The sequence below is a fragment of the Nocardia flavorosea NBRC 108225 genome, from assembly GCF_001613385.1.
In the GTDB taxonomy this organism is placed as follows: domain Bacteria; phylum Actinomycetota; class Actinomycetes; order Mycobacteriales; family Mycobacteriaceae; genus Nocardia; species Nocardia flavorosea.
This window is the reverse complement of record NZ_BDCG01000012.1, coordinates 161820-175081: the sequence shown is the minus strand read 5'-3', so window position 1 is coordinate 175081 and position 13262 is coordinate 161820. Positions and strand designations below refer to the sequence as shown.

Here is a 13262-nt window from a genome sequence, read left to right as displayed (position 1 = left end):
CGGCTCACTGCCCCGCGGTATGCCGGATATACGCCAGATCGTCGAGGAAATCCGCATAGGCGGTCGTGCGGTCGGGTGCGCGCAGTACCGACGAAGGGTGCACGGTGCCGGTGATCCGGTAATCCGGCCGCTGCACCACCTGTCCGCGGAGTTCACCGACGGTGGCGGACGGTCCGAGGATCGCTTTGGCGGCGACTGCCCCCAGACATACCACCAGCTCCGGTGCCACCAGTTCGAGTTCGGTCGCCAGCCAGGCCGAGCATGCCACCACCTCGGTACGACTCGGCTGTTTGTGGATGCGGCGTTTACCGCGTTCGGCGAACTTGAAATGTTTGACCGCATTGGTGAGGTACACCGCCTCGCGATCGAAACCTGCCTCGCCGAGCGCCCGGTCCAGGAGCCGCCCGGCCGGGCCGACGAACGGCTGTCCCTGCGTATCCTCCTGATCGCCGGGCTGTTCACCCACCATGACCACCGGCGCGTCCGCGGGTCCTTCGCCGAAAACGGTCTGGGTGGCGTTGCGATACAGATCGCATCCGCGGCAGCCCGCAGCGGCCGCCCGGACGGTGTCGAGGTCTGCGCCGGCGGGGACGAACTCGGCGGCACCGACGGGTTCGGCGGTGGTACCCATCGCCGTTACGAGCGGCCCAGCGCGTCGGCGAGTTCGTCCTTGCTCATCTTCGAGCGGCCTTGTATCCCGCGGCGCCGTGCCTCGTTGTACAGCTGATCGCGGGTCTGACCCTTCGGTCCGCTGCTGTGCGACCGTTTCCCGCCGCGGCGCTGCGGCGAGATATCCCGGGTGGACGAGCGGCTCGCGGTTTTCGACTGCCCGGATTGCGCCCGGTTCTTGTTGACCGTACGCGCGGCGATCTCCTTCGCGCGTTCGGTACCCGCGCCGCGGTCCTGCTCCGAATCCTTGATGTGCTCGTATTGCCGTTCCTGTTTACCTGTCCATTCCTTCGGCATGACACACCTCCTGTCGGTGGGCGTATACCCGCCCGCCACCGTCACAATCAGTGGTCTGCCCGTGCTCAGCGACCGGTCGGCCGCTGTTCGGTCAGGGTGATGTGGTGTTCCCGCATGGCGGCGACCACGGCCTGGAGTACGCGGTGGGCGGCGCGCAGGTCGCCGGTCGGCAGGTCGGTCATGGCGGTGCGGGTGCGTACGCCGAGCGGGCCGAAGAATTCGCCGGCCACCGCCATCCCGTGTTCGGCGTAGTGCAGCAGAACCCGCCTGCGGTCGCGGGAATCGATCTCGCGCTCGATATGGCCGGAGGCGATCATCCGTTCCACCAGGTAGGTGATGGCGGCGGGGGACAGACCCATGAGTTCGCGGAGTCGTCCCGCGGTGAGCGGCCGCCCTTCGGCGTCGGCGGTGGCGATATGCATGAGCGCGCGGAAATCGGTACTGCGCAGCGCATGCGAATGGGCGAAGAGGTGGGCGATCTGCTCGGAGATCGCGGTGAGCGCGCGGATATCGGTGGCGATATCGGTCTCGGCCGAGATACGCGCCGCGATATCGGTCGTTTCGCCTGCTGGTGTCACGCTCGGGTGTCCTCCCTGTTCTGATCGGGCGCACCGAGTGTAGTCGGCGTTTTGCGTATTATTTAAGTTTCTGAAATAGTTGGGCGGGTGAATGCGTGGGAGCGCTATGCCGCACTGGTCACCGGCCGTCGTTCGTGGTGGCTACTCGTCGTTGTCGTCCTTGCCGCCTGCGCGGCGATTCTCGGGGCCGGTAGCAACGACGACGCCGGCCGGGCGCCGACGTCGCTCCCGGAATCGTCGGAATCCGCGCGGGTGAAGGCGGCGGTGGCCGAATTCCCGGGGGGTGCCGACGCCCCGGTCATCGTCGTGGTCAGCCGGGCCGACGGCGGCCTGCTCTCCGAGGCGGACCTCGCGGCGGCCGAGACGGCGGTCGGCAAGGTCGCGGGTACCGAGGCAGGCGGCCCCGGGCTCGTTGCCTCGCCCGACGGTGCGGCCGCACTGGGGCGGGCGAGCGTTTCGGCCGAACTCAGCGGCGAAACCCTCACCGAGGAGATCGACCGGCTCCGCGTGGTGGCGGCACAGCAGACCCCGCCCGGACTGACCATGCAGATCACCGGCGGTCCCGCGTTCGGTGCCGATATCGCCGATTCGTTCGCCGGTGCGGACATCACTCTGCTGGCGGTCACCGCATCGGTGGTCGCACTGTTGCTGATCATCACGTACCGGTCCCCGGTGCTGTGGCTGATCCCGCTGCTGGTGATCGGTATCGCCGACCGGACGGCCATCGGCGTCGGTACCGCGCTGGCGCAGCTCACCGGCCTCAGCTTCGACGGCTCCACCTCGGGTATCACCAGTGTCCTCGTCTTCGGTGCCGGAACGAATTACGCGTTGTTGCTGATCTCCCGTTATCGCGACGAACTGCACGGCTACCGCGACCATCGGCAGGCGCTGTACGAAGCGGTCCGCCGCGCCGGCCCGGCGATCCTGGCCAGCAATATCACCGTGGTCCTCGCGCTGTGCACCCTGCTGCTGGCGACCCTGCCGAACACCCGGTCGCTGGGATTGATGGCTGCGGCCGGACTGCTGGTCGCCGTGGTCTTCGTGCTGGTGGCACTGCCGCCCGCGCTCGCGCTGTGCGGCCGGAACGTGTTCTGGCCGTTCGTTCCCCGGTTGCGCGAGGACGACATCACCGAGCGAGGCGTCTGGCATCGGATCGCGACCTGGGTGGTGGCCCGGCCGGTGGCGGTCTCGTCGGCCGCGATCGTGGTCCTGCTCGGCTGCTGCGCCGGTCTCTTCGGTGTGTCCATCGGGTTGTCGCAGACCGAGCAATTCCGGGTCGAGGCGGAATCGGTCGACGGTTTCGATACCTTGGCCGCGCATTTCCCGTCGGGATCGTCCGATCCGACGATCGTGCTGGCCCGTCAGGGGACCGCCGAGGAGGTTCGCCGGGCCTTGTCGGCCGTTCCGGCGATCTCGGCGGTGAACCCCGCCGGTAGCCATGCGGGTACCGACCAGTGGATGGTCACACTCGAGGCCGCGCCGGAATCCGCGCAGGCCTTCGGCACCATCGAGCAGATGCGTGCGGCGCTGGCCGATGTGCCTGCGGCGGAAGCGCTGGTCGGCGGCAGTGACGCTCGAGCACTCGATACCCGCGATGCCGCCCGCAGTGATCAGTTCCTGGTCATCCCACTCATTCTGGTGGTGGTCTTCGCGGTGCTGCTGGTGTTGCTGCGGGCCGTCCCTGCCGCCGTGCTGCTGATCGCGGTCACCGTGCTGAGTGCTCTCGCGGCTCTCGGGCTCGGCAGCCTGGTCGGCACCCATCTGTTCGGCTTTCCGGCATTGGACACCACGACACCACTGTTCGCCTTCCTCTTCCTGGTGGCGCTGGGCGTCGACTACACCATCTTCCTGGTGACCAGGGCCCGCGAGGAAACCCCGGGCCACGGCACGGTCGGCGGTATGGTGCGCGCGGTTTCGGCGACGGGTGCGGTGATCACCAGTGCGGGCATCGTGCTCGCCGCGGTGTTCTGTGTTCTCGGTGTGCTGCCGCTGATCACGCTCACCCAGCTCGGCATCATCGTCGGTATCGGCATCGTGCTGGACACGTTCCTGGTGCGCACGGTGGTCATTCCGGCGCTGTTCACCGTTGTCGGGCCGAAGGTGTGGTGGCCGAACACGCTCGCACACAAGTGAAACGGGCCCGCTTGACACTGGTGGAGTAGGTAAGGCTAGCCTGGGTGGCCTCGGGGTGGTGCTGCATCACCCCTCGGTCTGTTCGACGACTGGGCGACCAGTGAAAGAAGGATTTATGCTGACCGTCCACGAAAACGGTGTGCCGCTGACTTTTTCGTATGCCGACATGATGAAGTACCACGGCCCCGGATTCCCGGGCGGTGTCGCCCACGCCTACCGCGCCATGCAGCAGGCCGTCGCGGTACTCGGCGAGGTCGAACGCCGTGAGGTCACCGTTCGCACCGCGTTTCCCGGCCCGGGCGGCCGGGACGCCATCGAGATGACGCTGCGGGCCGTCACGGGAGACCGTTTCACCATCGACTCCGAACTCGCGGCGACCTCCCGCGGCACCACGCTCGCTCGGTATGTCTGGGAATTCGGCTACCGAGGCAGGACCGTGCGGGTGCAGCTGCGTGATGCGGGATTCGTCACCGACGAATTCATCGCACTCGGCGCGAAAACTGGCCGGACCTCCGCAGACGAGGCCCGGCTGACGGTGCTCAAGCAGGAGATGGCCGAACGGTTGCTCACCGCGGCCGCGGGTGAAGTCTACGAGGTGGTCGCGGCAACTCCCTGACCGGTGACGATCCGGCCGGCGAGCCGGGGGTCGGTGACGTTTCCCCGGCGCCGGCCCGGGTACGCCATGACCGTTGCCCGGGTGTGGAAGGCGGGGCGCCGATGGCTGCCGAAGGTATCGAGGGGTTGCGCACAGTTGTTCTGGACTGCCCGGACCCGTGGAAACTGGCCGAGTTCTATCGCGGCCTGCTCGGCGGCGAGATCGTCCGGCCGGAAAGCGACGGCGCCTGGGTGGCCATGACCGACCCACAAGGTCGCCGCCTGGCCTTCCAGCTCTCCCCGAAGTACCGGCCGCCGCAGTTCCCCGACCCGGCGGGATCCCAGCAGATCCACCTGGATATCCGGGTCAGCGATATGGAGGTCGCCCAATCCGCTGTGCTCGCACTCGGCGCCACCCTTATCCAGGCCACGGACAGCTTCCGGGTGTACACGGATCCGGTGGGACATACTTTCTGCTTGGTCCGGCCCGAGTAACCGCCTGTCCGCGGCGGCACGGTCTGCCCGGTCGGAGCGGTCGCGCTCCGTTTCGTTCCGATCCGCCGAGTGCCCGGGGACGATCCCCGTGCCCGGGCACTCGCGTATCGACTCAGCGATGTTTCGCCGCGTCCGCCCTGCCCTTCCGGTAGGCCTTCTCCAGCTGCGCCCGCTGCTTCTTCAGCTGGGCACGCTGCTCCTTGGCGGCCGCGCCCAGTTCACCGCCCCGGTTCTTCGAATAGTCGGCGAGGCCGGCCGCCCGCTTCTTGGCGGCCTCGGTCAACACCGGGCCCTTGGTCTGGGCGGTCCCGGCGAGTTCGTTGCCGCGATGTTTCGCGGTCTCGGCGACTTCCTCGCCCCGGTGCCTGGCGGCATCGGCCAGCCTCGCCGCCCGCTGCTTCGCCGTCTCGGCCCATACCGGGCCCCGCGCCTGAGCCGTATCGGCCAATTCGCCGCTGCAGTGCTTGGCGATATCGCCGATCTCGGCGGCGCGGCCCTTGGCGGCTTCGGTCCACCCGGGCCCGCGGGTCTGCACGGTATCGGCCAGCTCACCGCCCCGATGTTTCGCGACCTCGGCCAGTTCACTGCCGCGGTGCCTGGCGATATCGGCCCACTCGGACCCGCGGTGCTTGGCCGCTTCGGCCCAATCCGGGCCGCGCTCGCGGGTCAGCTCGGCCAGCTCGGCCCCCTTACCGGCGACGGCGCCCGCCAGTTCCTGGCCTCGGCTCGCCGCGGTGCCCGCGACCTCTTGGCCGCGCTCGGCAGCCTGTTGCAACTGGTGACGCACCGCCTCACCGGACCCGTTACGCCCGGACGCGCCGACCGGTAGCGCCCCGCCGACCGTGGCCGCGGCCCTGCGGGCAGCCCGCCGGCCCCGCCAGCCCAGCGACGGTTTGCCCGCGGTATCCGCCGCGGCGATCATCAGCCCGCCCAGCAGACCCATATCCTTCAGGAACGCGGTCCGCTTCGCGGCCTTGCGGGCCGGGTCGGTTTCGGCCCAGAAATTCTGTTCGGTGACCGTCGCCGGAACCACCGTCGCCGCCAGGGCCAGCGCCGCGGGGCGCGGTGCTTTCCCCAGCGCCAGCAGCGTGCCGCCCGCGATCTGGACGGCCGCGGTCACCTTGACCATCGTGTCCGGGTCGGAGGGGAGCGACGATGCGATATTCGACGGCAGCGATTCCTGCCCTTTCACCACCAGGTTCGACGCTTCTTGTACCCGTGATTGCGGATGCATCAGGGTTTCGACGCCGTTCGCGACGAACGTACTCGCCAGCAGCGGCCGGGCAAGCCGACGTATCAGCATGGTATGCGTCCCTTTCCTCGGTGTATCGCATCTGTCACAGCCGGAAACCAGGGGAGGTTGCCCAGCGTACTGGCGATCTACCCGGCATTCGGTACGGGAAACAGCGCGGCCTCACGCGTGTCGCGGGCGCGGCGCCCGGGGGATCCCGCGCCGCGGCGGCCATGGCCAACATCACACCTGTGGGCCGCTACCGGGCAAGGTACGCGGACACGTCCGGAATCTCCTGGTGCACTGCGGAATCCCGCCCTGCGATATGCCGGGCCGAAGGCGAATCCCGGATATCCGGCCGATATCCCGATGCCGGCTCCGGCGCGAATGTCTACCCTCGGGACCAGCACAATCGCCGTCGCGGCCGCGGTTCACCGACGGCGTGCCGCGGTGATCACGCCGTCGGCCGGGCGCCGGTTTCCCCGGCCGGCGGGTAGCGGCAACCACCTCCGCAAACCAGTTCTGTGACCGGAAGGACACATCACAAATGTTCGCCGCGATCCCGGATGGTGAGACCCTCGATATCGCCCTCGGTCTCGCCGTCCGAGCGCCGTCCGTCCACAACACCCAGCCGTGGCGATGGCGACCGACTCCCACCGGCATCCAGCTCTTCGCCGATCCCGGCCGCCACCTCACCGCCACCGACCCCTACCAGCGGGCCCTGATCATCAGTTGTGGCGCGGCACTACACCACCTGCGTATCGCGCTGGCCGCGATGAATTGGTCGACGAGCGTGGAATACTGCCCGGACCCCGCCGAACCCCGCCATCTGGCCACTGTGCACACCGCGCCGCAGCGGCCCACCGATGCCCAGATCGAGCAAGCCGCCGCCATCCTCCTGCGGCGCACCGACCGCCGCCGCTACCTGCCCCGGCCTGTCCCCGCCGGGCATATCCGCGCACTCGCCGGTCAGGTCTGTGCCTACGGTGCCGCGGTCCGGCAGGTTCCGGACTCTTTTCTTCCGCGTCTGGCCGAACCCATGCGCCACGCCGCCGAAGTACACAGTGCCGACCCCGTCTACCAAGCGGAGATCGCCCGCTGGAGCGGTCCCGGCCGCACCGCCGACGGTGTTCCATCCCGGAACGCGCCGGCACCCCGTCGCAGCGACGAGGTCCCGGTACGCAGCTTTGCCGAGCCTGCTCTGCTGGACCCCGCCGATCGACCCGACGGTGCCCAATGGCTGGTCGTGGGCACACCCCGTGACGATCGCCGCGCCCAATTGCGCGCGGGCGAAGCGATCAGTGCCCTCCTGCTGACCGCGACCGGACTCGGCCTGGCGACGAGTCTGCAAACCGAACCGCTCGGCATGCTCGATTCCCGGCGGGAGATCCGCACCGGACTCCTGCACGACTGCGCCTACCCGCAGGCAATGGTGCGCGTCGGCTGGGCGTCCGGTAGCGCGGCACCGCTCGCCGAAACCCCGCGCCGCCCGGTATCGGACGTGACGGCCGCCTGACTTGTGGTCGCCGGGGGCGTCCCTGCCTTCGCCGGTGGTGGGGGACCGGTCCAGGCATCCCGATCGGATGGCACATAGGGTTCACGACGCTCGATTGCTGCGTCCATCGGGATTCGCGCCGCTCCGATGCTGCCCCGCCGGTTCCGCCGCCGCCACCGTCGACCGGGAGGTGGCTGTACCGCCCGTCGTCGATACCGAGCGTGCCCCGGAACGGGCCGAGTGGTCGGCTACCGAACGACTGCGCCGACTGCGGCAGTTGCCGTCGTGGTCGCGCGAGAGATCGGGCGACCGGTCGGCTTCGCTCTGTGCCGGTCGAGCTCGGTTTTGCGTTGTGCCGGGCCTGCTTGCAGGCCTGCTGCGTGGCCTGGGCCGGCCTGGCCCTGCGCGATCCGGGATCGGTGCCGTACCTGCCGGGACCTGGTGTTGCACCGCGGCCGAGTTGATCATGTGCCGATACCTGGATATGCGCATTCAGCTATTAGTCCGACCGTGATGGACTCTTCCCAGATTGTCGGACGCCGATGTAAGACTCAGGACGTGCGGTGGGCGGTGGCGGAGTCGGATGACGGTGGTGCGGTGCTGTGTCCGCTCGGTCCGGACGGGCGGCCCGCGGGAGCTGTGGTCCACGAGCGGTCGCTCGCCGAGGCGGTGCGGAAGCGTCCCGAAGTCGAGAGGTGGGTGTGGCGTTGCACTGCCGGTATCTACCGATCGCTCCTGGCGGCGGGGGTGTGGGTCGAGCGTTGTTACGACGTGGAAGCCGCGGAGGCAGTACTGATCGGGTACGAGGAGGGGCAGGCCGGCCAGGCCCGGTCCTTGGCGGCTGCCTGGGCTCGCCTGCACGGCCTGCCGGTGCCACCGGATGCTCCGGCGCGGGCTGCCGAGCTCCAACCGTCGCTGTTCGAGTCCGGCCCGGTACCGTTGCCCGTCGGAACGGACGAATTCACCGCCCTGCTCGAGGTCTACGCGGGCCAGCTCGCCCGCACCGCGGCCACCGAACATCCGGAGCGGATGCGATTGCTGCTGGCCGCGGAATCGGCGGGCATGCTGGTCGCCGCGGAGATGTCGCGGTCCGGTATCCCGTGGCGAGCCGATCTCCACCGCGAGCTGCTGGATACGCTGCTGGGTGAACGTTATCCCGGCGGGGCGCAACCCCGCCGGATGACGGAACTGGCCGACGAAGTATCGCGGGCGTTCGGGGCCAGGGTCCGGCCCGACCTGCCCAGCGACATCATCAGGGCCTTCGCTCGCGCTGGAATCGAGTTGTCTTCCACGCGCAAGTGGGAGCTGCAACGCATCGAACATCCGGCGGTGGAGCCGATACTGGCCTATAAAACCCTGTATCGCCTCTACACCGCGCACGGCTGGTCCTGGCTGGAACAGTGGGTGCACGGCGGACGCTTCCGTCCCGAATATCTCCCCGGCGGCACGGTTTCCGGTCGCTGGACTACCAATGGCGTTGGGGCCCTGCAGATTCCGAAAGTGATCCGCCGGGCCATCCGCGCGGACCCGGGCTGGTGCCTGGTGGTTGCCGACGCCGACCAGTTGGAGCCGCGGATACTCGCCGCCGTCTCGCGCGACCCAGGACTCATGCAGGCGGCAGGGCGGGTCGATGATCTGTATGCGGACCTGGCGGCCCGTGGCTTCGGTGGCGACCGTGCGCAGGCCAAACTCGCGCTCCTGGGTGCCGTCTACGGCCAGACCTCCGGCGACGCCCTGACCCATCTGGCCGGCTTGCGGAGCCGGTATCCGGCTGCCGTGGCCTACGTCGACGAAGCGGCGCGGGCCGGTGAAGAGGGCCGGTTGGTGCGTACCTGGCTCGGCCGGACGTGCCCGCCGGTATCGGCCGAATCCCCGGACCGGCAGGAGATGCCGGGCGGCCGCGAATACCGCACCACCTCGGCCGCGCGTGCCCGGGGCCGTTTCACCCGCAACTTCGTGGTGCAGGGCAGCGCTGCCGAATGGGCTCTGCTGGTCCTGGCGGGTCTACGCCATGCGATAGCCCGTGCCGGGCTCCGTGCCGAGCTGGTCTTCTTCCAACACGACGAGGTGATCGTGCACTGTCCGCACGACGAGGCCGCGCGGATCACGGAAATGATCTCCACGGCAGCCGATACCGCGGGCCGGCTGGCTTTCGGGGTGTCGCCGGTGCGGTTTCCGTTCTCGACGGCAGTCGTGGAGTGCTACGGGGACGCCGGTCAGGGCTCGGCCGGCGCGCTGATCTCGTGAACGGCGCAGTTGTCGATGTGCGCCGCCGGTTGCGCGCCATGGTCCACACGACGATCCCCGGCGTCGAAGCGCAGATCCGATACGGCAAACGGCATTTCCTGAAGAACGGGCACCATGCGGCATTGATCCATGCGGCGAAGAACAAAGTGTCGTTCATGATGTTCAACGCCACGGAGATCGAGCCGGTCAAGGGAGTGCTCAGGTCCATGGGCAACGGTGAGCGCAAGACCGCCGATATCACCGAGGGCGGGGCCGTCGACTACGACCGGCTCGCCGGGCTTCTGACGAAGGCGAGCAGCAGCCTCTAGCCCTCCGTCGCGTCGAAACGCTCAGCCGAGGCTCGACACCGCTGCGGTGGCGTGGTTTTCGGATCGGCGGCTCGCCCGGCGTTGCTCATGATGCCAGATATCGGTGACTGCTACTGTGCCGCGGGAAGTTTGGGTGATCCGTGCGGGTCGGTGAGTGGAGGTATGGAGCGTGGCGCGAAAAGTTGTTGTCACTGTGGTCGATGATCTGGACGGCGAGTCCGCGGCAGCGGAGACTGTGTCGTTCGGGATCGACGGAGTGCTGTACGAGATCGATCTGACCGAGGCGAATGCCCGGGAGTTCCGTGCGAGTATGGCGAAGTGGGTGCCGTTCGCCCGGAGAACCGGCGGTCGCGGGCGGCTCAAAGGGGTTGTCGCCGGACGGTCGAAGGACGCGAAAACCGTGCGTGAGTGGGCACGGAACAACGGTCACGATATACCGGACCGCGGCCGTATCCCCGCTGCTGTGCAGGAGGCCTATCAGCGCGCCGTGAGTTGATCGCATCGATGTCTCGTGCTGCGTCGTCTCGACTCGGCCGCGGTCGCCAGGGCGGAGTCGAGCACGGCCGTCGGCCTGTCGGTCACCATATGTCCACCGCCGTTGACGTTTCGGGTGACGCGTCCGGACCGGACGCTTACGAGTGCCGGCACGCACCACGGTCGCCCGGACTGTGAGGGGTCGCGAACCATCGTCCGATGGTGCCGGTCGGACGGCTCTGCGGTGGCGTAACGCACGACCGGGACGCGCGGGTGGTCTCCGTGAACGCGGAGATACCCGGGGCATGGTCCGTGGTGGTCAGCAGCCGGGGTGCCGCCCAGATCTTCTTCCCGGCGTGGTGTGCTGCGGTGATCCATCGTTCGTAGCCGGCGGTCGCCCGGGCGGCGGCAGGGGTGGGGAGCGGATCAGTCCTGTGTTCGGTCCGCTGCCCGGAAAGGCGTTGCGAGCGAGGCGATCACCGTCGAGTCGGGACCGGATTCCCGGTGCCCTCCGCCTGATACGGCGGCCGCTGCGTCGGCGCGGTTGTCGTGGGTGAGGCGGTGGACCGCGCGGTCGAGGATGGGCAGAATTTCGGTGATCTCGAGGTTGTGGTCGGCGAAGCGTCCGATCAGTGCGTAGGTGAGGTTGTTCAGCACCAGGGATATGTCTTCGACATAGGTGGGGTCCGCTCGCTCGAAGAGGGCGGTGAGGATCGGTTGCATTGCCGCGACGCCCTGGGCGTCGAGCCGGTGTCCGCAGGGGCCGGTGCGGGCGCGGTGGTAGGCCTCCAGCATTCGGGGGTTGCGCTCCCACGGCTGGAAGACGTATCCGAGGACCCGCATCAGCCCGGCGTACAGCGATTCGCCCGGCTGCGGTCGCTGCATGGCGGTGAAACTGTGGGTGGCCATCCAGTGCTCGACCGCGGCGACGATCATTTCGTCGCGGTCGGCGAAATGCTTGTACACGGTGGCCAGTGATACGTGTGCGCGCCGGGCGACTTCGCGGAGTTGGACGGCTTCGAATCCTTCGGTTTCCAGCAGGTGGAGGACAACGTCGATGATCTGGTCGGCTGCCGTTGCCTTCGGTGCTGGACTCACAGGTCCACGGTAGCGATTTCGGGCTTCTCGGTGCGAGCCGGACCGGCGCGGTGCCCGCGCGACGGTATGGACCGTCCGGGTAACTATGTTACTGTCCGGTACGCCGCAGCTGTGACGTGCTTCATCGGGGCACGGCTGTGCGACCCGGGCCACTCTCCAAGGGGCTCCGGGTGCAAGGTTATGGAGAGGTATCGATGGATCAGCATGGGCGGAATTCCCGGCGGAGAGCGCTGCCACGGGGCACTCGGACGGTTGCGGCCGTAGTGGCCGTCGCCTGCGCCGTTGCGGTAGCAGCGGTGACGGCCCGGCAACCCGAGGCCGCGGCCGCGCCCGGCGAGTTCTACAGTCCGCCCGCGCAGATCCCGGCCGAGCCCGGCAGCGTGATCCGGACCCAGCCGATGTCGCTGCTGGCCACTCTGCCCTCCGAGCAGGGGTGGCCGGGCAAAGCGGAACACATCATGTACACCACCCGGTTGCAGGACGGATCGCCGGTCGCGGTCACCGGGACCTATATCGATGCCGCGGGGCCGTGGCTGGGGGCCGGTCCGCGGCCGACTGTCGTGATCGGTCCCGGTACAGCGGGCCAGGGCGACCGGTGCGCCATGTCGAAGGCCTTCTCGACGGGGCTCACGATCACCGCCGACCCCTCGCCGTCCTTGTCCGCGAATCAGGAGCTGCCGTCGTCGGCGGTGTGGAGTCGCCTCGGCGCGCGCGTACTGGTGACCGACTACGTCGGGTTGGGAACGCCGGGTATCCACACCTACGCGAACCGGATCGAGGAAGCGCATGCCGTCCTCGACGGTGCGCGCGCGGCCAACACTCTCGCCGGCACCGGTCCCGATACGCCGCTGGTGTTCTGGGGTTACTCCCAGGGGGGCGGGGCCGTCGCGGCGGCGGCGGAGATGCAGCCCGAGTACGCGCCCGAGTTGAACCTGAAGGGCACCTGGGCGGGTGGTCCGGTGGCGGATCTGGCCGCGATCCTCGAGCGGATCGACGGGGCCCTCATCGGCGGGGCGATCGGTTTCGCCGTCAACGGATTGCTGGCGCGCTATCCCGACCTGGAAAAAGCGGTCGACCGGGTGACCAGCCGGCACGGTCGCGACACCCTGGCAGCGCTGAGTGACGCCTGTATCGGCGATATCATCACCCGCTACCCGTTCCTGAAGACCAGCTCGCTCACGCGCGACGGCCAACCGCTCGGCACCCACCTGCAGGCGATCCCGGAAGCCGTTCCGGCTCTGGCCGACCTGCGGGTGGGCACTCTGACACCGGCGACACCGGTGCTGATCACCAGCGGACGCAACGACGACACCGTCCCCTACGACCAGGCCCGGCAACTGGCCGACGACTGGTGCGCCAAGAGGGCGACGGTCGAATTCCGGACGAACGAGCTGCCGCCGCTGCTGCCCGGGACCACCATCCCCAATCATTTCGGCCCGGAGTTGATCGACGGATTCGGGCCCGACAACGCCATCACCTATCTCCTGGACCGGCTGGCGGGAAAACCCGTCCAGGGCTGCACCATCGACTGATTCCGGCCCCCGGAACATAGTGCGCCCGCGCGCGGAAGTGGCGTGCGGGTTCCCGCCCGCGCGGCGTAGGGCTCCGTCGTATCGAGCGCACCACCGTCCGGTGGTGCGTGG

Annotated in this window: 14 protein-coding genes; 9 read left to right on the top strand and 5 right to left on the bottom strand. The window is 68.7% G+C overall.

Annotated elements, in window-relative coordinates; genetic code table 11:
* Positions 1 to 4: 4 nt before the first annotated feature.
* The 3 genes from NFL01S_RS13780 to NFL01S_RS13770 form a co-directional block, all read right to left on the bottom strand.
* Complete coding sequence (locus tag NFL01S_RS13780) at positions 5 to 631, bottom strand: UdgX family uracil-DNA binding protein (protein WP_062975142.1); 627 nt, start codon at positions 629 to 631, stop codon at positions 5 to 7.
* Positions 632 to 636: 5 nt separating this feature from the next.
* Entirely contained in the window at positions 637 to 966 is a 330-nt protein-coding gene (locus NFL01S_RS13775) for a hypothetical protein (protein WP_062975140.1), read from the bottom strand.
* 65 nt (positions 967 to 1031) lie between these two features.
* A complete protein-coding gene (locus tag NFL01S_RS13770) occupies positions 1032 to 1544 on the bottom strand; it encodes a MarR family winged helix-turn-helix transcriptional regulator (RefSeq protein WP_245670684.1) in 513 nt (170 codons plus the stop codon).
* A gap of 87 nt (positions 1545 to 1631) precedes the next feature.
* On the opposite strand from NFL01S_RS13770, the gene NFL01S_RS13765 reads away from it, so the two are divergent.
* From NFL01S_RS13765 to NFL01S_RS13755, 3 genes are all read left to right on the top strand, one after another.
* On the top strand, positions 1632 to 3677 hold the full coding sequence (locus tag NFL01S_RS13765; RefSeq protein ID WP_157116519.1) for an MMPL family transporter: 2046 nt from the start codon (positions 1632 to 1634) through the stop codon (positions 3675 to 3677).
* A gap of 115 nt (positions 3678 to 3792) precedes the next feature.
* Positions 3793 to 4293, top strand: coding sequence for a hypothetical protein (locus NFL01S_RS13760; RefSeq protein ID WP_062975138.1), 501 nt, complete (start codon positions 3793 to 3795; stop codon positions 4291 to 4293).
* Between the two features lie 101 nt (positions 4294 to 4394).
* Positions 4395 to 4766: a VOC family protein gene (locus NFL01S_RS13755; RefSeq protein WP_062975136.1), complete on the top strand. Its 372-nt coding sequence runs from the start codon at positions 4395 to 4397 to the stop codon at positions 4764 to 4766.
* A 112-nt stretch (positions 4767 to 4878) separates the two neighbouring features.
* Here the strand turns inward: NFL01S_RS13755 and NFL01S_RS13750 are convergent, their stop codons facing one another.
* Positions 4879 to 6069, bottom strand: a complete 1191-nt coding sequence (locus NFL01S_RS13750) for a DoxX family protein (protein ID WP_063915939.1) — start codon at positions 6067 to 6069, stop codon at positions 4879 to 4881.
* A 475-nt stretch (positions 6070 to 6544) separates the two neighbouring features.
* Between NFL01S_RS13750 and NFL01S_RS13745 the strand changes: the two genes are divergently transcribed.
* From NFL01S_RS13745 to NFL01S_RS35410, 5 genes are all read left to right on the top strand, one after another.
* Entirely contained in the window at positions 6545 to 7513 is a 969-nt protein-coding gene (locus NFL01S_RS13745; RefSeq protein WP_062975134.1) for an Acg family FMN-binding oxidoreductase, read from the top strand.
* Between the two features lie 549 nt (positions 7514 to 8062).
* Complete coding sequence (locus NFL01S_RS13740) at positions 8063 to 9739, top strand: bifunctional 3'-5' exonuclease/DNA polymerase (protein WP_245670683.1); 1677 nt, start codon at positions 8063 to 8065, stop codon at positions 9737 to 9739.
* Positions 9736 to 10047 carry a DUF1801 domain-containing protein gene (locus NFL01S_RS13735; RefSeq protein WP_062975132.1) on the top strand — a complete coding sequence of 104 codons (312 nt, stop codon included), beginning with the start codon at positions 9736 to 9738 and terminating at the stop codon, positions 10045 to 10047. Before NFL01S_RS13740 ends, NFL01S_RS13735 begins: the two co-directional genes overlap by 4 nt.
* 169 nt (positions 10048 to 10216) lie before the next feature.
* Positions 10217 to 10543, top strand: a complete 327-nt coding sequence (locus NFL01S_RS13730; protein WP_062975130.1) for a histone-like nucleoid-structuring protein Lsr2 — start codon at positions 10217 to 10219, stop codon at positions 10541 to 10543.
* Positions 10544 to 10740: 197 nt separating this feature from the next.
* Entirely contained in the window at positions 10741 to 10908 is a 168-nt protein-coding gene (locus NFL01S_RS35410) for a hypothetical protein (protein WP_157116517.1), read from the top strand.
* A 39-nt stretch (positions 10909 to 10947) separates the two neighbouring features.
* On the opposite strand, the gene NFL01S_RS13725 is transcribed toward NFL01S_RS35410, so the two are convergent.
* Complete coding sequence (locus NFL01S_RS13725; protein WP_062975128.1) at positions 10948 to 11619, bottom strand: TetR/AcrR family transcriptional regulator; 672 nt, start codon at positions 11617 to 11619, stop codon at positions 10948 to 10950.
* A gap of 194 nt (positions 11620 to 11813) precedes the next feature.
* Between NFL01S_RS13725 and NFL01S_RS13720 the strand changes: the two genes are divergently transcribed.
* Positions 11814 to 13151, top strand: a complete 1338-nt coding sequence (locus tag NFL01S_RS13720; protein WP_062975126.1) for a lipase family protein — start codon at positions 11814 to 11816, stop codon at positions 13149 to 13151.
* Positions 13152 to 13262: the final 111 nt, after the last annotated feature.